General features: G+C 71.2%; 17 protein-coding genes. 6 read left to right on the top strand and 11 right to left on the bottom strand.

The annotated features are described in order from the left end of the window. Positions 1-894: ferritin-like domain-containing protein (locus M8542_RS43270; protein WP_257926208.1), on the bottom strand; the 894-nt coding region annotated here is incomplete at its 3' end. Positions 895-1,078: 184 nt separating this feature from the next. Here M8542_RS43270 and M8542_RS43265 point away from each other — a divergent pair. The 3 genes from M8542_RS43265 to M8542_RS43255 are packed head-to-tail and all read left to right on the top strand — an operon-like array spanning position 1,079 to position 3,926. Beyond that, positions 1,079-1,216: a hypothetical protein gene (locus tag M8542_RS43265; protein WP_257926207.1), complete on the top strand. Its 138-nt coding sequence runs from the start codon at positions 1,079-1,081 to the stop codon at positions 1,214-1,216. A 53-nt stretch (positions 1,217-1,269) separates the two neighbouring features. Continuing rightward, on the top strand, positions 1,270-2,166 hold the full coding sequence (locus M8542_RS43260) for a hypothetical protein (protein ID WP_257926206.1): 897 nt from the start codon (positions 1,270-1,272) through the stop codon (positions 2,164-2,166). 56 nt (positions 2,167-2,222) lie between these two features. Next, positions 2,223-3,926 carry a hypothetical protein gene (locus M8542_RS43255; RefSeq protein ID WP_257926205.1) on the top strand — a complete coding sequence of 568 codons (1,704 nt, stop codon included), beginning with the start codon at positions 2,223-2,225 and terminating at the stop codon, positions 3,924-3,926. A gap of 1,651 nt (positions 3,927-5,577) precedes the next feature. On the opposite strand, the gene M8542_RS43250 is transcribed toward M8542_RS43255, so the two are convergent. The 3 genes from M8542_RS43250 to M8542_RS43240 are packed head-to-tail and all read right to left on the bottom strand — an operon-like array spanning position 5,578 to position 9,085. Further along, positions 5,578-7,878 (bottom strand): FtsX-like permease family protein, encoded by a 2,301-nt coding sequence (locus tag M8542_RS43250; RefSeq protein WP_257926204.1) that lies wholly within the window; start codon positions 7,876-7,878, stop codon positions 5,578-5,580. Next, positions 7,875-8,564, bottom strand: coding sequence for an ABC transporter ATP-binding protein (locus M8542_RS43245; RefSeq protein WP_257926203.1), 690 nt, complete (start codon positions 8,562-8,564; stop codon positions 7,875-7,877). Before M8542_RS43245 ends, M8542_RS43250 begins: the two co-directional genes overlap by 4 nt. Then, the gene (locus tag M8542_RS43240; RefSeq protein ID WP_257926202.1) at positions 8,564-9,085 is read right to left on the bottom strand and encodes a PadR family transcriptional regulator; all 522 of its coding nucleotides are present in this window, start codon (positions 9,083-9,085) and stop codon (positions 8,564-8,566) included. The genes M8542_RS43245 and M8542_RS43240 overlap by 1 nt, the downstream gene beginning before the upstream one ends. A 753-nt stretch (positions 9,086-9,838) precedes the next feature. On the opposite strand from M8542_RS43240, the gene M8542_RS43235 reads away from it, so the two are divergent. After that, complete coding sequence (locus M8542_RS43235) at positions 9,839-9,973, top strand: hypothetical protein (protein WP_257926201.1); 135 nt, start codon at positions 9,839-9,841, stop codon at positions 9,971-9,973. Between the two features lie 129 nt (positions 9,974-10,102). Continuing rightward, positions 10,103-13,114, top strand: coding sequence for an AfsR/SARP family transcriptional regulator (locus M8542_RS43230; protein WP_257926200.1), 3,012 nt, complete (start codon positions 10,103-10,105; stop codon positions 13,112-13,114). Between the two features lie 137 nt (positions 13,115-13,251). Here the strand turns inward: M8542_RS43230 and M8542_RS43225 are convergent, their stop codons facing one another. The 6 genes from M8542_RS43225 to M8542_RS43200 all read right to left on the bottom strand — a co-directional run bounded on the left by M8542_RS43225 (position 13,252) and on the right by M8542_RS43200 (position 20,048). Further along, on the bottom strand, positions 13,252-15,381 hold the full coding sequence (locus tag M8542_RS43225; RefSeq protein WP_257926199.1) for a transglutaminase TgpA family protein: 2,130 nt from the start codon (positions 15,379-15,381) through the stop codon (positions 13,252-13,254). After that, entirely contained in the window at positions 15,378-16,502 is a 1,125-nt protein-coding gene (locus M8542_RS43220; RefSeq protein WP_257926198.1) for a DUF58 domain-containing protein, read from the bottom strand. Before M8542_RS43220 ends, M8542_RS43225 begins: the two co-directional genes overlap by 4 nt. A gap of 2 nt (positions 16,503-16,504) precedes the next feature. Further along, entirely contained in the window at positions 16,505-17,464 is a 960-nt protein-coding gene (locus M8542_RS43215) for an AAA family ATPase (protein ID WP_257926197.1), read from the bottom strand. A 152-nt stretch (positions 17,465-17,616) separates the two neighbouring features. Next, positions 17,617-18,978, bottom strand: a complete 1,362-nt coding sequence (locus M8542_RS43210; RefSeq protein ID WP_257926196.1) for a hypothetical protein — start codon at positions 18,976-18,978, stop codon at positions 17,617-17,619. Positions 18,979-18,997: 19 nt separating this feature from the next. After that, a complete protein-coding gene (locus M8542_RS43205; protein ID WP_257926195.1) occupies positions 18,998-19,318 on the bottom strand; it encodes a hypothetical protein in 321 nt (106 codons plus the stop codon). A 4-nt stretch (positions 19,319-19,322) separates the two neighbouring features. Beyond that, positions 19,323-20,048, bottom strand: a complete 726-nt coding sequence (locus M8542_RS43200) for a hypothetical protein (RefSeq protein ID WP_257926194.1) — start codon at positions 20,046-20,048, stop codon at positions 19,323-19,325. A gap of 147 nt (positions 20,049-20,195) precedes the next feature. Between M8542_RS43200 and M8542_RS43195 the strand changes: the two genes are divergently transcribed. After that, on the top strand, positions 20,196-21,452 hold the full coding sequence (locus tag M8542_RS43195; RefSeq protein ID WP_257926193.1) for a serine/threonine protein kinase: 1,257 nt from the start codon (positions 20,196-20,198) through the stop codon (positions 21,450-21,452). On the opposite strand, the gene M8542_RS43190 is transcribed toward M8542_RS43195, so the two are convergent. After that, a complete protein-coding gene (locus tag M8542_RS43190; protein WP_257926192.1) occupies positions 21,449-23,257 on the bottom strand; it encodes a fibronectin type III domain-containing protein in 1,809 nt (602 codons plus the stop codon). The genes M8542_RS43195 and M8542_RS43190 overlap by 4 nt on opposite strands. Between the last annotated feature and the right edge of the window lie 35 nt (positions 23,258-23,292).

The following is a 23,292-nucleotide window of genomic DNA, read 5'->3' as shown; positions in this document are numbered from 1 at the left end:
TGAGCGGCTGTAGGCGATGCCGTTCGCGTCGGTGGGCACGATGTTCGCCTGGCCATGGCTGTCGATGACGCCCTGGTCGTCGTCGGTGGGGCCGTCGAGGCTGTCGCGGGCGTTGGACAGCTTGACGCTGGCCTCCCGCAGGTCACGCCCGAGCAGGCCGAGGCCGAGGATGCCGTCGGTGTGCTGGTAGAGGGCGCTCCGGATGTTGCCGGCGTGGTACGCCTCCACCGCGAGGATGCCGGCGGCGGCTTCCAGGTAGGTCTTGTTGCTGATCAGCGGGGCGGCGCCCTTGTACGCCGTCACGCCGACGTCCTCGAACAGGAACGCCGCGAGCAGGAAGTTCTCCTCGCACGCGAACGCGTCGAAGCTGCGCCCCGGCTTCACCAGACCGGCGGCCTGCGCGGCGGCGGTGAAGCTGGACTGCAGGTCGATCGCCGGCCGGCTGACCGCGGCCGAGCCCAGCGCGGAACGCAGGAACTGCACGTGGGCCTTCTCGTCGCCCGCGATCTCCTGGGCGTACTGCTTCGCGGCCTTCGTCTTGAAACGCACCGCCCGGCCGCCGGTGACACCGCCACGGGTGCCCGTGCCGGTCGTCATCGAGTCCGCCAGGCCCTTGCCGGTCACGGCGTGCAGGTAGAACTCGGCTTCGAGGTACTCCAGGTTGAGCGCGAAGTTGAGGACCGCACCGTCACTGACCTCAGCCGACGCGGCAGCCGCCGCGGCGGTGGGCCGGGCGGTCGCGGCGGACGCGGTCCCGGTGGCGAGGCCGCCGAGCGCTCCGGCGCCGACGACGCCGAGGCCGGTCATGCCGGCGGCCTTGAGGAACCGGCGCCGGTCCTGGTCGTTCTCCGCGCTCCGATTGATCATCGAAGCGGCATAGCGCTTGCCAAACACGGACGAACTCCTCCCCGCCCGCGCGCGAAGGCGGCGGGCGTCACCCACCACCGGTTCCCGGCGCTGGGGGATGGATCCTTCGTGGACAGTTCACGTTCGAGGCTGTCCGCGCGGCGGATGGGTTGATTCCCCACCGGGGTGGCGGGTGGCTGACAGGAGCCGCCGACCAAGAGTGTCCAGCTGGGTGACCGCAGTGACCGCGGGAGTGATTTCCGCTCTTCTCGGCAAGAAAATCAGCGAGTTTACCCGCTACTCAGTGGTAGCAAACCTTATTGGAGTGAAAGAAAAAACTTCGATTTACCCCCAATCCGGTGATGCCTGACGGCCCGAATGACGACTGACGGTGAAGTCCACACTCGAAGGGGGGTGAGATAGATGGATACTTCCCTGACGGACGACACACTGGCCCGGCACCCGCTGCTCCTTCGGGTGCTGGTCGTGGCCGGTGCGTTGTTCGGGTTCACCCTGCTGGCCTTGGCCGTGTCGGAGTCCGCGGACGCGTCCGAGGGTTCGCCCCCGGATCGGCCCGGATTGCTCGAGCACGTCGGGAGCACTGCTCACGGCGTGCTCAAGCCGGTCGAACCGGTGCTCATGCCGGTCACCGAGCCCGTGCACGCGGTGACGTCGCAGGTGGCGCGGGTCGCGAAGCCGGTGACGAACGGGCTCGAGCCCGTTCTCGCGCCGGTCACGCGTCCGGTGCTGCGCGCGGCGGAGCCGGCCCTGTCGGCCCTGCGTCCGGTCACCGAGCCCGTGCTGCATGCGGTGTCGCCGGTGACCTCGCCGGTGCTGCGCGCCACGGCGCCGCTGACCGCACCGGTGGTGCGGGCGGCCGGGGCCGAGCACACGGTCTCGGCGGTCTCCGGGCTCCAGCAGAGCGAACGGCCGGCGAAGCCCGCGCCGCGTGAAGACATCGCGTCTTCGCCGAGCGTGACCGCGCCTGCCGGGAGCAGCACTCCGGTGCCGGTCACCTCGACCGATCCGCAGCGTCCGCGTGTCGTGCACGCTGCCGGCCGGTCGGCCGGTGGCCCTTCCGGTTCGCGGATCGGCGTTGCCGGTCCGCTGTCGGGATCCGGTGGCGGCGGGCTGCCCGCCGACGTCTCCGGCGTGAGCGGTGCGATGTCGGCCGGATCCGGGGCGCAGCACGGCAGTGAGTTCGCCGTGACCGCGTTCGGTTCGGGCCTACCGGGCACGGATCGCACGTGGCGGGCGCCGCCCGCGGGCGCGTGGTCGTTGCACTGGCTGGAGTACTACGGCAACGATCATCCGAGCTGACGCACCCTTTCCATCCTCAAAATCCACAGTGGACAGAGAGCAAGGAAAGGGAAGTCATGCACAAGTACGTGCGACGCGGCCTGACCGCCGCGTTCATCTCCGGTGGGTTCGTCCTGCTGGGATCAGCGGTGGCCAGTGCGGACACCGGGAACTCGGGCCCGCTGGGCGGGCTCGGAAACACGCTGCACTCGGTCGTCTCCGGCACCGCCACCGGCGGCAACGGCGGCGACTCGGGCTCCGGCGGGAACGCGAGCAGCAGCAACAACGCTGTCAGCGGGAACTCCGGCGACTCGGGCAACTCCGGTTCCACCGGACACAACAGCGCCTACGGCGTTTGCGTGCTGGCCAAGTGCAACACCTCGGTGTCCTCGGGCAACTCCGGGAACACGGGCGCGACCGGCTCGACCGGGAACGCCTCGAACACCAGCACCACCACCGGCGGCCACTCCGGGAACGCCGGCAACGGCGGCTCCGCGACCACGGCAGCGTCGGGCAAGAACACCGCGGACTCGCGGGGCGCCCGCGGCGGCCTGACCGGGGTCCTCGGCTCGGTGACCGGGACCGCCAAGGGCGGCAACGGTGGCAACTCCGGCGACGCCGGAAACGCCACCAGCTCCAACTCGGCGGTGTCGGGGAACTCGGGCAACTCCGGGAACTCCGGCTCCACGGGTGGCAACAGCGCCTACGGCCTGTGCCTGCTGGCGCGCTGCGACACCACGGTGACCTCGGGTGACTCCGGGAACACCGGTGCCACCGGCTCGACCGGCGACGCGTGGAACCACAGCACCACCACCGGCGGGAACTCCGGCAACGCGGGCAACGGCGGCGAAGCCACCACGGTCGCGTCCGGGGAGAACTCCGCCACGAACAACGGTGGGCACAGCTGGAAGCGGCACGAGCAGGGCGGCCGCACCGGCGTCCTGGGTATCGTGACCGGCACCGCCAAGGGCGGCAACGGCGGCAACTCCGGCGACGCCGGGAACGCCACCAGCCACAACAACGCGGTGACCGGGAACTCCGGCAACTCGGGCAACTCCGGCTCCACCGGCGGCAACAGCGCGATCGTGTGGACCATCGGCGGCGAGCGCAATGGCCGCGGCCACCACGACTGCGGCTGGAACCACCACTCCGGCTGGAAGCACGAGGGCACGAAGTCGGCCACCACGGTGACCTCGGGCAACTCGGGTGACACCGGCGCCACCGGTTCGACCGGCGACGCGTGGAACACCAGCACCACCACCGGCGGGAACTCCGGCTGGGCGGGCAACGGCGGCGACGCCACCGTGGTCAGCACCGGCCAGAACTCCGCGATGAACAACGGTGGGCACAGCTGGAAGCGGCACGAGCAGGGCGGCCGCACCGGCGTCCTGGGTGTCGTGACCGGCACCGCCAAGGGCGGCAACGGTGGCAGCTCCGGCGACGCCGGGAACGCCACCAGCCACAACAACGCCGTGAGCGGCACGTCCGGCACCTCGGGCAACTCGGGCTCGACCGGCGGCAACACCGCCGTCACCTCGACCCGCGGGCACGAGCAGCAGGGCCGCCACCACGGTGGCTGGAACCACGAGAACGGCACGAAGTCGGCCACCGCGGTGACCTCGGGCAACTCGGGTGACACCGGCGCCACCGGTTCGACCGGTGACGCCTGGAACGACAGCACCACCACCGGCGGGAACTCCGGCTGGGCAGGCAACGGCGGCGACGCCGACGTCATCGCCACGGGCTGGAACACCGTCGCGCACACCCCGCACACCGTCTGAGGCGACCGCGGGACGAACACGGGCGGGGGCACCGGATTCCGGTGCCCCCGCTCCCGTCTCCGGGTTCCCGGCACCGCCGAAACCGGAAGACGATCGAGCTTTCAGCACAGACATTGCGATTGCCTGGCCCGGTTCGTCCCCGGCGCCACCTGCTGGTGGACCGCGCACGCCAGCCGCTTGCTCCCCTATCCGCCGCTCGGGGCAGGCGAACTACCATGATCGGCTGCGACCAGGTGGGAGACCTTCGCGCCGATCCGGCGGGTGCTGGCGGTGGCCCACAACGTCACCCGCCGCGACCCGCCTCTTCGACGTCGTCCACCTGGTCTCCGAAGACCTCCGGGTCGAGGTCGTCTTCACCGACCCCGGATCTTCCGCGTTCCCGGCCAGGACCGAAGACTTCCTCCGTGCCCGGGGCGTGCGGCAGATACCTTGGCCCGACGCTGTCGCGCAGGAGTTCGAGTTGGCCGTCTCCGCCAGCCACTGGCCGACCCTGCACGAACTGACCTGCCCACGGTGATCATCCCCCACGGAATGGGATACAATAAATTCTTGGAAACCGGAAATCGGAAACCGGGCTGTCACCAGAATGGTTGCTGCACGGCGACCGGATGATCGCGACCGTGCTCGCCCTCTCGCACGAGGAGCAGCGGCAACGGCTCGCGCGGGACTGTCCTCCGGCGGTGCGTCACGCCAAGGTCGTCGGCGATCTAGCGTTCGACCAGCTGACCGCTTCCCGGATCCGGCGAACCGCGTACCGGCGTGCCCTGGGAGTGTCGGACACCGAAACGCTCGTGCTGATCTCTTCGACCTGGGGCCCCGATTCGCTGCTCGGCTCTGCCGCCGATCTCCCCGATGCCCTGGGCATGCAGCTTCCCGTCGACGAATTCCGAGTGGCCGTCGCGGTGCACCAGCCCGGTCCAAGGCCAAGTTGCGGCGCACGTCGACAGCGGCGCCCGGCAGGTCCCACACACCCACCCTGGCACGCGAACGGGAGCAGGGCCGAGCACCGAGGCCCTCGACCGAACGACCGGCTCGAGCGTGAGAGTTCGGCCGGTCCGCTCAAACCCGCCGGTTCGTCGGAGAGGAAACGTAAGAGCACGGCCCCCTTCCTCTGTCTCCCTCATCGAGACGTTTTTGGCAAGAGGTGAGCCGTGCCGGTGGCTGCCGCTGAGCTCGCTGCCGCAAGCAAGGTCGCATCGCGGCTCCGGTGCGCCCCGTCACCGGTTCACGGTGCCTGCGACCAGCGGCTGGCGCCGACAAGGAGATCAAGAGGGTTGCATGCCGTCGGCCGACCGGTAGGAGCCGCTCTGCCTGCGCATCGCCGGGAAAATCGAAGCCGGGATCCGGTCCGGCGATCTGCGGCCCAGTCAGCGGCTGCCCTCCATCCGCCAGATCGCGATCGCCACCGGAGTGCTCGCCACGTCGCGAAAACGGAGCGGACGCTACGCGCACTCGACGGCTCGACCTCTCATTGCGGATGCGGATGCAGGAAGCGCTCGCACCGCACTCGCTGGTGATCAACGCAGCGGACGAAGTGGGGCCGAGCAGCAGACCGGGGGTGAGGAGCTAATCCTGCGGACACCGGCAGCAGGGGACGACAGTCTGGTACTCGCCCGGGCGTCCAATGTCGCTCCACTAGCCGCCGAAGGCTCTATTCCGAGCGCAGCGTGTCCAATCTCGTCACCTGCCGCAGCAACGGCATCGTCAGCCCGGTCACCAGCAGGACCGCCGCCACCGTGGCGCCCGCCAGTGCGAGCAGCACCGGAACGTCGATGATCATCGGCCGGCCCGCCAGCCGCAGCATCGGGGCCGTCAGCCCCAGCCCCGACACGATCGCCAGCACCACGCCGACCACCACCGGGATCCCGGTCTGCCACAGTGCTCCGCGAGCCAGCACCCCGATCGGCACGCCGGCCGCGGACAGCGCCGCGAGTGGTCGCCGCCGTTCGCTGATCTGCTCGATCGACAGCATCAGCAGGCTCATCGCGGCCACCGCGAGCACGAACAGCGACGCGGTGATCAGCACCGAGCGGAAGCTCTCCACGCGCTGGTCGTCGCGGGCGACGAAATCGCCGAGGTCTGCTCCCTTGCTGACCGTGGCGTTCCACGCGAGCGGCTGGACCGCATGCGCGACCTCATCGGTCAGCGCCTGTGGATCGCCGTCGCCCGAAACGTAGACCACCGTCGACGTGTTCGGAAGCGTGAGCCCGCCCAGCGCGCCCGGCGTGATCAGCATGCTGCCCATCCCGCCCATCACCGTCTCCTCGTCCGCCGGCTGCACCACCTTGAGCGTGGCCAGGACCGTCCACTCCGGACCGTTCACGGCACCGGTGCCGGAACTGCTCTGCAGGCGCACCGTGCCGGTCGGGGCCACACTGCCTCCCGGCGGCGCGACGTAGAAGGCATCGCCGTCGGCGCAGTCACCGATGTTCGCCTGCACCTTGAGCGCCACGCAATCGCCGACCATGCCGTAGGTCTGCTCCTGCCCGGTCTGCACCGTGATGCTCTTGGCCGGATGCGTCGCGGTCACCCCGGCCACCGACGCCACCAGCCGGGTGACCTCGGCCTCGTGCGCGGCATTCGTCCGCACCTCCACCGGAGCCGCGGCCACGCCGTCGGGCAGCTTCAGCTGCCGGACGCCGTCGCTGAGCGACGTCATCACCCCCTGGGCCATGATCGCGCCGGCCAGCACGACGACCAGGCCGGACACCACGCGGCTGGCCGTGCCGCTGTCCAGCTGCAGCCGCCGGATCGCCAGCTGCCACGACGGCGAACCACCGTTCAGCCGCTCCGCGAGCCACTCGACCAGCCACGGGAGCAGCGCCGCGACCCCCACCAGCAAGAACACGCTGCCCACCGCGAGCGCCAGCCCGGCGGCGGTGTCGCCGTCCCCCCGGCCGACGGCCAGGGTTGCCGCCAGGAACAGCACGCCGATCGCGGTGATCGCCCAGCGCCACCACATCCGCCGCCGCACCGGTTTGCCCTGCCGGACCACACCGAGCGGTTCGACGAGCGTGCGCCGCAGCCCGAACAGCGCCGAGCCGACCGCGAGCCCGGGCACCAGCAGCACGATCACCACGACCAGCGGCCAGGACGGGACGAAGTCCTCCGGGAAGATCCGCAGGCCGAACGGCAGGATGTCCGCGACGAAAGTACGCAGCACGGCGAAGAACCCGACGCCGGCCACGAGACCGATCACCGCTCCGACCAGAGACTCCGCCGCCGCCACCCGCTTGACCTGTCGCGAATCGAGGCCGATCAACCGGAGCGCGGCGAGCCGGCGTTCCCGCTGCGCCGCGCCCATCCGCGACGCGGTGGTCACGAAGATCAGCAACGGCAGCAGCAGCACCGCCGCGATCGGCAGGATGATCACCAGCATCGCCGTCGACAGGCCGATCCCGGTGTAGGGCCCGCCGAAGGCGTACACCTCCTTGCCGTCGTCGCCCTCCGCCCGGATCTGCTCGGCAGGCACCCCGTAGTAGGCGGTCAGGTCGGCGGCGTCGGCAACGCCCTCCCTCGACAGCTGGCCAACGACTTGCCCTGGCAAATAGGCCTTGATCGAACCGCCGTCGGGCGAAGCCAGCCGCGCGGTCAGCTCAGGCGACACGACCAGCTCGCCCGGTGCGGGCAGCCGGTCGACACCCGGCGGCACCGGCGAGTTCGGCCCGGTCGCCGCGACCGCGGTGACGCGGACGAGGTCGTCACCGACCGACGGGTACCAGCTGTAGGTCAGCAGCGGGGCGACACCCGCGCGCGGCTGGATGACCGGCTTGATCGCCGCCGCCCGCTCCGACTGCGCGCCGACCAGGTGGTGCACCGCCGCCGCGGGCAGCAGCACCGCGACCGCGAGCGCGATCCCGAACGCTGTCATCGCGAGGCGCAGCAACGCCGCGCCGGACATCCGGCCGCCCCCGACGGCCAGCCGGAGTCCCAGCGCCAGATCCCGGATCATGCGGCGAGCCTGCGATCGATCGTGCGCCCGTCGACCACCACGACCTCCCGGTCCGAATACGCCGCGACCCGCGGCTCATGGGTCACCAGCACCACCGCCGCCCGCGCTTCCCGCGCGGCCTCGGTGAGCATCTGCATGACCTTCTCGCCGTTGAGCGTGTCGAGCGCGCCGGTCGGCTCGTCCGCGAAGACCACCTTCGGCCCCGTGACCAGCGCCCGCGCCACCGCGACCCGCTGCGCCTGCCCGCCGGACACGTCGCCGGGCCGGCGTTTCGCCAGATCGTCGACCTCCAGCCGGGCGAGCCATTCGGTCGCCTTGGCCTCGGCCGGCTTCCGCCTGGTCCCGGTCAGCCGCAACGGAAGCGCGACGTTCTCCAGGCAGGACAGCTCGGGCACGAGCTGGCCGAACTGGAACACGAAGCCGAACTCGGTGCGCCGCAACGCACTCCGCGCCTTGTCGTCCATCCCGGCCAGATCGGCGCCGCCGTAGCCGATGGTGCCCGCGTCCGGCCGGAGGATGCCGGCGAGGCAGTGCAGCAACGTCGATTTGCCCGATCCGGACGAGCCCATGATCGCGAGCACCTCTCCAGCCCGAACGGACAGCGCCGCACCGTCGAGCGCCCGCGTCGGACCGAACGACTTGTGCAGTCCCTCGCCGACGAGCAACGGCATTTCCTGGCCGGTCATCAGCGCACCGCCTTCTCGAGATCGCCCAGGCGCGCCGCGGTGAGCTCCAGCCACCGCAGGTCCGCCTCGAGGTGGAAGAGCGCGTGGTCGCAGATCAGCTGATCTGCGAGGTCGCCGCCGTTCTTGCGTTTGGTGAGCGAACGCATCACGTTCAGATGCTCGCCACGCTGGACATCGAGCACCTCGGAGGCGCTGCGCCCGGACAGCAGCGCGAGCACGACCTTCGTGTAGAGCGTGTTCTGCAGGTACGGCTGCGGGCTTTCCGGGGTGCTCAACCACGTTTCGACGTCGGTGATCCCCGCGTCGGTGATCGTGTAGCGCTTCCGCTCCGGTCCCTCGCCGCTTTCGACACCCGCCACTTCGACCATGCCGTTGCGCAGCAGTCGTGACAGCGTCGAATAAACCTGGCCGTACGCAAGCGGACGGTCCTGCCCGAACTGCTCGTCGTACGCTCGCTTCAGATCGTAACCATGCCGCGGGCCCCCCTCGAGCAACCCGAGCAGCGTGTGCGAAACCGACATCCTCCGCCCCTCCCGACCCCGGCATCCCCGGGAACGGGACCGACTATACCGGACGTATCTACCTCCCGTGTATACAGCCACAGAATAGCTCGGGGTTGCCGGGGTTCGGGCCAGGGCCGTCGAGTCACATACGCCGCCCGTCGGCGAAGCGGGCGTAGAAGACGACAGTCACTCCGACGGCCTCCCGGAGCACGCGGCAACCCGGCGACCGGCCAAGCGGCACGCAGTGGATCCGTGTTCGCGTCCTGAGTACCTGTACCTCCTGGACCACAGGGGCCTTCGCGGACGAGGCGACGACGGCGTTCGCCGCGACCGCGACCGACGAGCCCGGCCCCGGCGCCTGGAGGGAAACCACCACGGTCGCCAGGACGCAGAATCGCCGAACCGCCCCGTTCACCGTCACGGCACACCCGATGATTCCAGCCGGTGAAACACAGCGATGCCCCTTTCGGGTGATCATCGTCGCGGCCGTCCTGACCGGCCACGCCTCCCCCTCTCGGGCGGACGAAACGCCGACCGGACGCCCCGCAGTGCTGTCTGCCGACGTATGAGGCACCGTAGGCAGCTCGGCTATCCGTCTCCCATTTCACGCGGACAGCGCGCCGGCCGTACTCCTCGGTTCGCCGGCGCCGCCACTCCCGCCCGACCACGACGTGAGCCCGTTTACCCAGGTCAGCTGGCCGATCTCCGCGGATAGGTTTTGGATAGCCGCCTCGGGCAGGCTGTCCCCTACATCAAGGGGAGGATCGACATATGAAGAAGAAAGCAGTCGCGGTGGTCATCGCGTTGGCGGCCGTGCTGTCAGTCGCCCAGACGCCGGCCCAGGCGTCGCCGATCGCGTCGGCGAGCCCGGCATCGGGGTGCGTCGGGTCGAAGACGGGCTGCTGAGCCCGGCCGAACCGGCCTGATCGTGGCCGGCCGGGACTTCCGGCCGGCCACAATGCTGTCCGCCCGCGCCGCTGCCGGGCGATAATGATCGACGTGGAAGCTGAGCCGCCCCGTCAGGGCGTGTTACGGGTGGGGATTCTCGGCCCGGTCGAAGTGTGGTCGGGTGACCGCAGGCTGAGCTCGGGCGGCAAGCGCCAGCAGCGGCTGCTGGCGTTCCTCGCCCTCAATGCGAACCACTCCCTCCGCCCGTCTCAGGTGATCGACGCGCTCTGGGATGAGTCACCACCCTCGACTGCGCGCGACCAGGTCTACAACACCGTCGCCAAATTGCGAGGCGCGTTGGGCGATGCTCGCGCGGCCATCACCAGCGAAGGCGGAAGCTACCGGCTGGTCGTGGCGGAGAACGACGTCGATTCCCTGCGTTTCCAGCAGCTGGTCGGCCAAGCCAGGAAGCTAGCGCCGGCCGATCCCCGGTCAGCGGCAACCCTGCTCGATTCGGCGCTCGGGCTCTGGCGCGGGAACGCGCTGACCGGCTTGGACGGGCGAGCCTTCACCGACGCCGCGGCGATCCTCGACGAAGAGTTCCTCGCCGCCCATGAGCTGCTGATCCAGCTCCGCCTGCACCTGGGCGCCACTGGCGGCCTGGCCGCGCGGGTGGCCGGTCTCGTGGCCCGGCACCCCGTCCGGGAAACGCTGGTCGCCAGGCAGATGGCCGTCCTGCACCACGACGGCCGAGCGGCCGAAGCGCTGCAGGTGTACGCGCGGACCAGGATCCTTCTGGCGGACGAGCTGGGCGTCGATCCCGGCCGGGAGCTGAAGGCGCAGTACGAACACATCCTCGAGGAGATCGCCGAATCCGAGGTCACCGAGATCCCCGGAGAGCGCCGGTACCTGCCACGAGTCGTCGCCGACTTCACCGGCCGGACCAAGGAGATCGACCAGCTGATCGGCCTGACCCGAGAAGCGGACGGCAGCGCGGTCGTCATCACAGCCCTCGACGGGATGCCCGGCATCGGCAAGACGACGCTGGCGATCCGGGCCGGGCACCTGCTTTCCGATCAGCATCCGGACGGCCAGCTCTTCCTCGACCTCCACGGTCACACACCGGGCCAGTCCCCGACACCGGCGTCCACGGCCTTGGACGCCTTGCTACGGGGCGTCGGCGTCCAGCCGGAGCGGATCCCGGAGGACCTCGACCGCCGCGCCGACCTGTGGCGGGCCTCGGTGGCCAGCCGTCGGATGCTCATCGTGCTCGACAACGCCGCCGACGCCGCCCAGATCCGGCCGCTGCTGCCGGGCACCCCGGGCGTCCAGGTCATCGTGACGAGCCGGCGGCGGCTGGCGATGCTCGAAGGTGCGACGTCGCTCTCCCTCGACCTGCTGAGCGCCGACGAAGCAGCCGAACTCTTCCGCCGGATCGCCGAACCGGGACGCCCGGCGATGGACGCGGACGTCGTGCAGGAGATCATCAGCCTCTGCGACCGGCTCCCGCTGGCGATCCGGATCGCGGCGTCACGACTGCGCGCACGACCGACGTGGACCCCCAGGTTCCTCGCCGAACTGCTGCGGGACGAGGACCACCGGCTCGGCGAGCTCGCCGCCGGAGACCGCAGTGTCGCCGCGGCGTTCGCCGTGTCCTACCAGCACCTCGGCGCGGCCGAGCGCGCCGGGTTCAGGTTGCTCGGGCTCATGCCGGGCGGCGATTTCGACGCGCACGCAGCGGCGGCGATCCTCGGTGTGCCGGTGATCGCGGCCGGCCGCTTGCTGGAGGACCTCGTCGACGCGAACCTGCTGGCGCAACACGCTGCGACGCGTTACCACTTCCACGACCTGCTCCGCCAGTACGCCCACACGACGGTCCTCGAGGAATGCACGGCAGCCGAACGCCACGCGGCGATCCGGCGGCTGCTGGAGCACTACCTCGCACTCGGCCGGGCGGCCGAACGGGTCCTCGACCCCGGGCGGTCGGGTGCCACACCCGGTGAACCCGGCGACCCGCTCCTCGAATCCGCCGAAGAAGCGCGAGGCGTGGTCGCCGCGGAACACCGCAACCTCGTGGCCACTCTGCAAGTGGCGACCAAGCACGCGGTGCCGGACATCGCGTCCGACGTCGCAGTCACCTTCGGCCCGCTGCTGGTCCGGCGCGGATACCTCGCCGAGGCGCTCGACGTCTACGAACGCGGGCTGGACATGGCCAAGGCCCACGGCGACCACCGAACCGAAGCGGTGCTGCACCGGAACAAGGGCCTCGCGCTCATCGCCGTCCGGCAGTTGGACGCGGCACTGCACACGTTGCGGATCGCGCTCGCGCTCGAGGAAGAACTGGGCGACGAGCTCGGCGCCGGACGCGTGCACACCAACATCGGGATCGCGCACATCCGCAAAGGACACTTCCGCGAGGCGATCCCGACGCTGCTGCGCGCCACGAGCCTGCTCACCGGCGGAACACCGCGCGACCGGGCGGCGCCGCTGCTCAACCTCGGCGTCGCCCACACCGGTGTCGAAGACTACGACGCGGCGATCGACTGCAGCCGTGAGGTACTGGCGCTGACCGACCTGGACAACCCGTACCTCGAAGCCACCGCCCTGCTCAACCTCGGCTACGCCCTGACCGAGCGCGGTGACACCGATGACAGCCGGTGGTACCTGGAACAAGCAGGCTCGCTGGCCCACCGGATCGGCGCCACCGAAGTCGAAGCGCGCAGTCTCGTGTTCCTGGCCGAGACGTTCCGCGCGCAAGGCCGGATCGACGACGCGCTCCGGCAAGGCCGGACCGCGCTGGCTCTCGCCCGCGACATCGGGCACAGAGACGTCGAGAACCGGGCACTGACAGCCCTCGGCCGGATCCACGCGGCGGCCGGCACGGTGGAGGACGCCCGGCACTGCTTCATCCAGGCGCTGCAACTGTCCACGCGGGACAGAAGCAGCTACACCGACGTGCTCGCGCACGATGGCCTGGCCAGAACGTCCCTGTCCGCCGGAGACCACCGGTCGGCAGCGACGCACTGGACCACGGCGTTGTCCATGGCGCGGGCGACCGACCTGCCGATCGCGGACCGGATCGCCGCCGAGCTCGGCCGGCTCGGTGACCACCAGTCCCCGGGTGGACCGGGTCCCTCACCCCGTCGATCGGAAGTTTGACGCCCCCGGGGAGGATGGGCAGTGCGGAAAGGTGGCGGCACCGTGGCACAGGGAGCGCTCGACCTTTCACCGACAGCAGTGGCCGAAACCAGGCGCTCACCCCGGATGCGAACGCACGGCTTCTTCAGCGCGGGTGCTCAGAACCGGGTCAACAGCGTGCGCGGGTCCACCGCGGCACGCAGCCGGGCACGCACTCCGCGCCGCGCCAGGCCGCGCCGGACTTCGCGTACCGCGGCCCAAGCCTGCGGCCCGGAGTGCACACCCACTCCGACGCCCGACCACAATGCGACGTCCATTGTGGACTTCAGCAGACGAAGCCCATCCGTTGTCGGCTCGCCGCCGACGCCGTGCGCGGCCACCGCCAAGTCGCGGACGGTCATCCCAGCGGTGCACGGGACGCGGTGCTCGCGCAGCCGGTCCTTGACCTCACGGTACGCGCCGATCACCGCCTCGATGCCCGGCCGGCGCCGCCTCCGCCACGCCCGCAAGCTCTTGAGCAGTGGAATCCCGCCGAACCACAGCACGAGCAGCGCTGCCAGTCCGATCAAGAGGAGAGCTGTCGGGAACGTCCATCCACCCTCGCCGGCGCCGTCACCGGGACCAGGGCCGTCGCCGGGGAGCGGCCGGTCCCGGAGCTGCTCCGCCGGCGGCAGCTGCGCGCGGGCCTGCTGCGTCACCGCGGCGAGACCGGTGTTGCCGCTGCTCGCGCCGGTCCGGGCGGCACCGGCCGGATCCAGCGCGACCCAGCCGGCACCGGCGACCGCGACCTCCGGCCACGCCACGACATCGCCGTTGTGCACGGTGTAGGCGCCACTCGCGTCCGGTCTGTCCGGCGTCCGGAAGCCGACCACCAGCCGGGCCGGGATGCCGAGCGACCGCGCCATCGCGACATACGCGCTCGCGAACTGCTCGCTCGTGCCGAGCTTGGTTTCGAAGAGGAACTTCTTCAGCTGCGGCCAGCCGTGCCCGCTCGGCAGCCCCGCGCCGGTGGCCAGCCGACAGCGCTCGCGCAGGAACCGCTCCAGCGCGAGCGCCGTCCGGAAGCTCGGGCGCAGCTCGCCGACGGCCTCCTGCGCCAGCTTCCCGACCTCCGGTGGGAGGTCACCGACGCCCGCCAGGCCACCGGGTGCGGCCGGGTCGAGCCGCGCGTCGAGCAGGTCCGCCGGGTTGAGCTGCGGCGACCACCAGCTCAGCGTGTACGTCGTCGGCGCGTTGCCGGCGTGCGGCAGCCAGAGCGTGCCCTGCGACTCCTCGACCAGCGGCGCGACTTCGCCGACCGCCGCGGGCCAGGTCTGGGTCGGCAGCCAGGGACCGGTGAGCCCGCTGATGGTGATCGTCGCCGTCCGGCGCTGCGACGTCGTTGTCACCGCGGGGCCGGGCGTGAGTTCGGTGCCCAATCGACGGTAGCGGCTGCCGGGCGTCCAGTTGGCGCCGTCGAAATCGTCGAGCACGACCAGCGGCCACCGGTCGGTGTCGGCGTCACCCCGGAAGGAGAACAGCGGGGTGTCCGGATGTTCCAGGCGGTGGGCCATGTCGTCGAGCGGGCTCGCGACGCGGGCGCCGAGCGGCGCGACCTGGTCCTGCTTCAGCGAGTACCCGGGAACGGGCGTGGGCAGGAGGAGGCCGGTGACGAGCGCGCCCGCCACGCCGAGGACGAGCGCCGGGACGGCCAGCGCCCACATGGGTCTCATCCCTCGGTTGCCCTCGGCGTCGGCCTGCGGCAGCAACGCGCACAGCCCGGCCGCCACGGCCGCGTATCCGAACGCGCCGAAGAGTGCCGGAAACCCTGACAGCCCGACGAAAAACTGGCTCAGCACGACGACGGCGAAGCTCGGGACCAACGCGACCAGCGGCCGGCGCAGCCGCAGCAGTTCGACTCCGATCACTCCGGCCAGCAGCACCAGCAACGGGACGAACAACAGCGAAGCGGCGTCGGGGCGGGCGGGCCAGGTCGACTGCAGAGCGAGCCGCCAGGAGTCGGTCACCCCGGTGGCGAGCACGGAAAACGTTTCCCCGGTGGGAATTCCGGACGCCGTGGTCGGGAAGAGGACCGTCTCGATCACACCGATGAGCCCGGCGACGAGCAGCAGCGGCGGCCGCCACAGTGCCACGGATTCCCACCGCGCGCATATCTCCGCGACGACGAAGATCAGCAGCAGCGGGACGCCGAGGGGGGCGAGCAACGCCGTCGCCCCGAAGACCGGAACGAAGAACAGCCCGGCGACAGCGGCGGCGAGCAGGACGGGAACCACGGCGAGGCGGCTCATCCCACGACCTCGTTCCAGCGGCGCACGGCGTGCGCGGCGTCGGCGGCGCTGATCACCCGCACACCCGGCACCGCGAAGGGCTTGCCGGGCAGGAGATCGACGAGGAACAGGGACGAGTAGCGCGGCCGCAGGGCCGCGAGTCCGTCGAGCCCGCCGGTGGTCACGACCGTCAGGCAGCCACCCTGGTCGCGTGCGGCCGTCAGCTCCCGCGGCACGAGCGCCTGGCCGCTGTCTTGGCCGAGCTGGCACAGCTCGTCCAGCAGGAGCCGCGACGCGAGCGGGCCGCCGCTCGTGGCGAGGTCGGCGCCACCGGAGCAGACGAGCCGGGTGTGGTGCCCGGCCATCGCGGACGCGTGCAGCAGCGACGCGGCGACGTCGACGGCCTCCTCGAACACCGCGGGCGGGAAGGTCGCCGAGCGAGTGTCGAGCAGGAGTGTGAACCGCGGCTGCTGCGGATCCGCGTAGTCGCGGACCATCATCCGGCCGGTCCGCGCGGTGGCTTTCCAGTGCAGGTGCCGGACTTCGTCGCCGGGCTGGTACTCGCGGACGTCCCGGAGATCGAGGGAGCCGCGCAATGAGTCGTCCGTCGTGGCGCCGTCGTGGTGGTGGCGCGGATAGCCGCCGATCAGGGCGCGGGCGGGATGCCGGCGCGGGTGTACCCAGAGCGTGGCGACTTCGCCGGCGACCAGCCGGTTGCGGGCCAGTCCGAACGGGTCGAGGCGGTGCAGCGCCAGCGGCCCGACCGGCATCCGGCCGCGGGTGCCGGTCGGCAGCTCGTAGCGGTAGGTCGCCTCGGCATCCGGAGCCAGGGGCCGGACCCGCACGGTGCGGACGGTGCTGCCCGCCTTGTCGAGGGCGTCGAACCCGCGTTGGCGACGGGTGGCCGGGTTGCGCACCTGCAGCTTCGCGAGCGCCGGGCGGCCGCGCTCGACGCGGTCCGGGTACACCTCGCGCTCGACGTCGACACGCAGGCCGCGCGCGGTGACGGCGACGGCGGCGATCACCGCGGCCAGCCCGACCGCACCGAGGACGCGGAACAGCACGAAGCCCAGCCATTCGGCGGCCACGAGCAGCAGCACCGACACCACGAGCAGGGCGACGCCGCGGGTGGTCAGCCGCATGGTCAGCGGCCCGCGTGGTTCATCGCCGGTGCCGGGACCGACGCGAGCACCTCGGCCACGATGCCGGCCGCGCCGCGTTGGTTCATCTCGGCCTCCGGAGTGAGCACGAGCCGATGCGCGAGGACCGGGACAGCGACGTCCTTGATGTCGTCGGGCGTGACGAACTGGCGGCTTTCGGTGGCCGCGATCGCTTGCGCGGCGCGGACGAGCGCGATGCTGCCGCGCGGGCTGGCGCCGAACCGCACAGCGGAATGGCCGCGGGTGGCGGCGGTGATCCGCGCGGCGTACTCGCAGACGGCCTGGTCGAGGTGGCCCGCGCGCACCTCGGCGATGGCGTCGAGCAGCATCGGGATGTCGACCACCGGGGACAGGTCGTCGGCGGAGACGCCGGCGCAGTCCCCCATGATCACCATGACCTCGGACTGCAGGTCGGGGTAGCCGACCGAAATCCGCATCAGGAACCGGTCGAGCTGGGCCTCGGGCAGCCGGTAGGTGCCCTCCATCTCGATCGGGTTCTGGGTGGCGACCACGAGGAACGGCTGGGGCACCTCGTGCCCGACGGCGTCGACCGTGACACGCCGCTCGGCCATCACCTCGAGCAGCGCGGCCTGCGTCTTCGGCGTCCCGCGGTTGATCTCGTCGGCGACCACGATGTTCGAGAAGACACCGCCGGGGTGGAACGCGAACTTCTCGTCCTTCTGGTGGTAGACCGTGACGCCGGTGATGTCGCCGGGCAGGAGGTCCGGGGTGAACTGGATCCGGCTCCACTTCCCGCCGATGCTGCGGGCGAGGCAGCGGGCCAGCGTGGTCTTGCCGAGACCGGGGACGTCCTCGATCAGCAGGTGTCCCTCGGCGAAGAGCGCGGCCACGGCGAGCCGGACGACCTCGGGCTTGCCGCGGATCACCCCCCGGACGTTCGCCGCGATCAGGTCGTAGGCCTCCCCGGCCCTGGACTTGCTCACCCTTGCCCCCTCCGGCGTCGACCCCACTGGACCGTTCGGCCCCATCCTGCCACCTGCTCAGCGTAAGCGACCAGGTACGGAAACGGGCCATCCGCGGTACATCCGCCGTGGTGGGTGGCGCGGACGTGCGCCACCCACCCCTGGTCCGAGGCCTACTTCTCCAAGCGGTGATAGCCCGGCGGCGTGTGAATGTTCTGCTTCAGCCACTTGTAGCCGCTATCAGCGGCGGCACCGCCGAGGTAGCCACCGGCCAGTGAGCCCGCTGTGGCGCCGACCGCGGTCCCGACGCCGGGGACGGGCACCGCCACGGTTCCCAGCGCCCCACCGCCGGCCGCACCGAGGGCGCCTCCGACAAACGCGCCGACGCCTTCGGCGACGGCTTCGTCCCAGGGCTTGCCGTTCTCCCCGATCTCGTACGCCTCGCTGGCGATGATAGCCACCGGAGATATCTTGCCGGCGAACTTTCCGACCACCTTCGGCACCTTCGTGCCGTCGAAGATCGCGGCCTTCGCCTCGTCAGCCGCGGCAACCGCCTTCGCGTTGAGACCGGCGATCCGCGCACGCTCTGCCGCCGACACGACACCGCGCTGTCGCGCGGCCTTTGACGCCTTGGCGTAGGCGTTCGCCGCGTCGCGAGCTGCGCGGGCCTTCTTCACAGCCTCCTTCCTAGCCTCTTTCAGCGCTTCTTTTGACGCCTCGTTGACGCCGTCACCGGTCGCGCCGGTGGTGGCGAGACCATCCGTAAAGCTGAATCCGGACGACTCCGCGTCACGTTCAGCTGCTTCGAGGTCCGCGGCTTCCCGGCCCTTCGCGCGGTCCGCTTTCCGCTCCGGATTCCCGGCATCCTGCGCCGTACGCTTGTCTTCCGCATCCTGCTTCAGATCGTCAGCGGACGAATTCACCCTGCGCTCGGCCCTCAGCTGCTCGGCCTTCTCACGGCCCTTCGCGCGATCCGCTTTCCGCTCGGGATTCCCGGCATCCTGCGCCGTACGCTTGTCCTCGGCATCCTGCTTCCGGTCATCATCGGACGAATTCGCCCTCGGCTGCTCCTCATCCGACTCGGACTTCCGCCGCTCAGCCTTCTCGCGCCCCTTCGCACGATCCGCCTTCCGCTCCGGATTCCCCGCATCCTGCGCCGTACGCTTGTCCTCCGCGTCCTGCTTCCGGTCATCATCGGACGAATTCGCCCTCGGCTGGTCCTTTTTCGACTCGGACTTCTGCTGGTCTTCGTTCTTACGGCCCTGTGCACGGGCCGCCTTCCGCTCCGGATTCCCGGCGTCCTGCGCCGTACGCTTGTCCTCCGCGTCCTGCTTCGTGTTTTCCGCAGCCGAGTTCACCTTCGGGCGTTGGGCGGTCCGTTTGTCCGCGGCATCCTGCTTCGCGATGTCCGCGGGCGAACTCGGCGGTGCCGGCGCCGGGGCCGCGTCCGCGGACTGCGCCCCCAGCACACCGAACACCGCGGCCGCCCCCACGCCGAAACCGGCCGCCACCAATCCTCGGATTACCTTGTCCACTGTCGTCTCCTTTCCGAACCTAATGGGTTCGTTCGTAGAGTTCTTCGGCCAGCGAGTGGCCCATCAGGCCGCCGAAAGCGCCCGCCGCCACGCCGATCACCAGGCCCAGCGGCGACGTCATCAGCACGCCGGCCGCGATGCCGAAAACCAGCGAGCCCGAAGCGCCGCCGAGGCCGGTGTAGGCCGCCAGGCTCAGCGGCTTCGGCTCGCACGGCACGAATTCCACGTCGTCTTCCGGAAAGGTCTCGAACTCGTCGGCGGGCGGGGGCGGCGCGTCTTCGTGCTCCCAGACCTCCTGCGGGATCACGATGAACCGGGTCGGCTCCAGCGTGGCGGTCATGGCGTCACCCGGCGTGGGCCGAGGCCGTGCCGTTGGTCGACGTCGCGCTGGACCACGAGGACGCGCCGTTGCCCGACGAGCTCGCGGTCTTCGTGACCGTGGTGCCCGACGTGTGCGACGTGTGCGTCGTCTTCTTGATCAGGTGCGAAGCCGGGGCGTCGTGGCAGGGCCGCTTGCCCGACGTCGGCTTCATCGAGTCGCGCAGCTTTTCCAAGTCCTTTTCGGACTGCGTGAGCTTCTTCTTGGCGTCGTGCAAAGCCTTTCCGGCGTCCTTGACTGCCTGACGGGCGTTGCCGACCGCCGTGACCGCGTTGTCCAACGCCGGTGTCGAGGGTGCGACAGCGACCTTCAACGGAGTCGCCGCCGGGGCCTGCGCCGCCGCCTGCACCACGTACCGCTTCTGCGGCACCGCCTGCCGCACCTTCACGCGGGGCTTCGACAACGCGGCCGGAGCGGCGGCCTTGTGGGCCGCAGCGGGCTTGTGGGCCGCAGCGGGCTTGACGTGGTGCACCGGTGCGACCGGCGGCGCGGGCGCCACGAGCGCCTTGGGCAGGACTTCCACCGGCTTCGGCGCCACCTTTGCGGGTGCCACCGGCGCGGGGGCCGGAGCCGGCGCGGCCGCGTTGTCGACCGCGCTCTCCGCCAGCCCGTTCGCCGTCACCGCCCCGATCGCGGCGGTCGCCAGCCCGGCCACCCCGTAGACGGCCGCGCGCCGCAGATTCTGTTTCATGTTCGTCTCCCTGGTCACGGGCGGCCCGGAACCGGCGCCGCGGCAGCCAGGGTCCCTCGCGGGGTCCAGGGCGGATACATCCGCGGTACATCGGCAGGAACCGGACACGCTCGCCGCCGGCGCCGGGTGGATGACAGACTGGGGCCGATGGACGACGACGAGCTGGTGTCGCTGGGCGAGGGCCCGGCCGCCATCGTGCTGGCCGGAATGGACGAAGCCACCGGCGAAGCCTTCGCGTTGAAGGTGTACCCCGGCCGGGCCGACCGCCGCACCCGCGCCGAGCTCGACAAGGAACTCTCCGCGCTCGGCACGCTGAGCGAACTCGGCACGGTCCTCGTCCCCACCGAAGCGAAGGAACTTCCCGACGGCCGCTTCGGCGTCCGGATGGAGCTCTGCGCGCAGTCGCTGGCCGACCTCGTGGGGACGTTCGGGCCGCTGTCCGTCCAGGACGTGCTTTCCCTGGGCGAAGCCCTCGCGACGACGCTCGCCGCGGCGCACCAGGCGGGCGTCGTCCACGGCGGGATGACGCCCGGCAACGTGCTCTTCCGCGCGTCCGGCGCGCCCGTGCTGGCGGACTTCGGGCTCGCGCTGCGCCAGGCGTTCCCCGGGGATGCCGAGGTCGGGTTCCTCGCGCCGGAAACGATCACCGACGGCACCCGCGACGAACGCACCGACCTCTACGGCCTCGGCGCGCTGCTGTATTTCGCGCTCACCGGCCATTCCCCGGCGCGGGAACGGCCGGGCGAGACCGCGGACGAGCTGACGCTGCGCGTGCTCAGCGAGCCGCTGCCGCCGATCGGCCGGCCGGGCCTCCCGGCCGGTCTCGGCCCGCTCGTCGCCTCACTGCTGGCGCGCGCCCCCATGGAGCGCCCGATCGACGCCGACCTGGTCGCCACCCGGCTCGGCGCGACACCCGGCACCGCGGCCACCCCGCGCCCCCTCGGCGCACCGATCCTGGAGTACGGCCCGGAGCACGCGAAATCCCGCCGCAAGGGGAAAACCTGGCTGATCGCCGGCGTCGCGGCCGGGGCGGCGGTCCTCGCCGCGGCCCTGGTCTTCGTACTGCAGAACCGTCCGAGCGAGCTGAGCGTGCCACCCGCGAGCACCGAACCGGCGATCACCACGCCGACCGCCGACCCCGTACGGGTCGACCTGGCCGATCCCGTCGACCGCGGCACCTCTGTCGAACTTTCCTGGCGCGGCAGCGAATCCACGTTGCGCTACGCGGTCATCGTCGCGGGCGCGGACCTGCCACGCAAGACCTTCCTCGTCGAAAGCGGCACGAGCTACCGCGTCGACGTCGAACCCGGCCGCCAGTACTGCTTCGTCGTCCAGGCAACGGACAGCGTGCACTTTTACGAAAGCCAGAGCAAGGGCATCCGCGGCGCCCGCTGCGTCCGCTAGCCGGACTTCCAGGTGATGACGTTGGACTTCACCCCGGTGTCGGTGAGCACCCACACCTGGTTCCCGACCTGAGCGAAGTCGAACGCCTCGAAGGTGTAGCCACCGCTGGCGGGGATGTCGATGGTGCGCCCTTCGTTGTCGTAGTCCGGGTCGCTCGACCACGGCCGCACGAGAACGCGGGTGCCCGGCTTGAAGCCCTTCATGACCACTCGGATCTTCGCGCACGCCGGCGCTTCACAAGACGAGTCGTACGTCCCGGTCGTGCCGCGGCTGATGGTGATCGCCGGCTTCGGCGCGGCGGGCCGGGTGACCCTCGCCGTGGCCGGGGCGCCACGGCCCGCGCTGTTCTCCGCCGCGACCGTGATCGTGTACGTCACGCCTTCGCGCAGGCTCGGGACGGACGTCGAACGCACGCCGCCGCCCAGCACCGCCGAACCGGCGTCCGAGCCCGACGACGGCGTCCACGACACGCGATAGCCCGTCACGACCGCGCCGTTCGGCGTCGCCGCGCCCCAGGTGACGTTCGCCGTCGTGCCCGCCAGGGTCGCGCGAAGACCGCCGGGAACGCCGGGCGGGCTCGCCGGAAGCGCCTTCTGCGACGTCGGGGGCGGAGCGGCGGGCGGCGGCTTCGGCCGGTCGCCGCCGGAAGTTCCGCGCTGCGGGGGCAGCTGGGACGTCGAGGGCGGCGGCGCTTGTACCTGCGAGACCGGCTTCTTGTCGGCGGTCACCGCGACCGGCGCGACCGTGCCCTCCTGATCGACCACCAGGACGTGGTCCCCCTGCGCGCCTTCGATGTAGACGCGCTTGTCCTCGCCGCGCGAGAGCTTCGGCGACCCGTTCTCCGGCGGGACCGGCATCGTGTGGCGCTTCGTCCCGTCGGGGGCGTAGGTGAGCACGGTGTTGCTGGTCAGGTCGAGCAGAACGACCGAGGACGCCGATGCGGTCGGCCGCGCGTAGTTGCCGTCACCGAGGTCGACCGCCTGGGGACGGCCGGCGGCGCGCCCGGCACTCAGCCCGCTCGCGTCGACGAAGTACAGCTTGCGCGCGTCCGGTTCGAGCACCGCGATCCGCCCGTCCGCGTCGGCGGGGGCGATCTGCGCGGCGGGGCTGAGCGACGCGTTGATCGCCAGGGGTTTGCCGAGCCCGGTGTCCGCGACGGTCTGCAGGGTGTCCTCCGTGGTGTCGACGAACACCGGGGTGTCGCCGACGACGGTCAGCGCGCCGGTGTGCCCGCGCGCGGCCTGCACCGAGCAGCCGAGGGTCTCGCCGCCCTTCGGCAGCTTGCACAGCATCCCGTCGCCGGTGCGCTGCAGCCACACCGTGCCGTCCGAGGTCGCCACGGGATCGCCGAGGGAGCCGCCCGAGTCGATCGAGGTGAACGCGTCCCCGAGCCGGACCACCCGGCCGGCCTCGCGGTAGACGAGGTAGGGCCCGCCCGCGGTCTCGAGCGAGACCGGCCGTTCCGAGGTCACCGGCTGGTCGAGCGTGCGGTCGACGGTGAGGTCGGACTTGCCGAGCTCGATGATCCGCTGCCGGCCGATCACGTACGCGCTGGTGTCGCCCTGGACCACGTCCGAGCCGGGTTCGAGGCCGGGCACGGCAGCCTGGGCGTCCACGCTCCGGTTGGCGCCGTTGACGAAGAAGACCAGGCCGAGACCCGGGTTCGCGACCCAGTGCCCGGCTTGCGTCAGCTCCAGCCCGGGGACCGGTTTGACGGCCCCGGTGGCAACGGCGACCACGAGCCCGAGGCAGGTGGCGGCCAGCACAGTGAGCGGCAGTCGCCGCTTGAATCCCCTCTCCGGCACGTGCCGATCATAGGAGACGCCGGTACAGATCGGAT

This window comes from Amycolatopsis iheyensis (assembly GCF_024703995.1).
Classification (GTDB): Bacteria; Actinomycetota; Actinomycetes; order Mycobacteriales; family Pseudonocardiaceae; genus Amycolatopsis; species Amycolatopsis iheyensis.
Note: the sequence above shows the minus strand (reverse complement) of the source record. Positions and strands in the feature narration are given on the sequence as shown.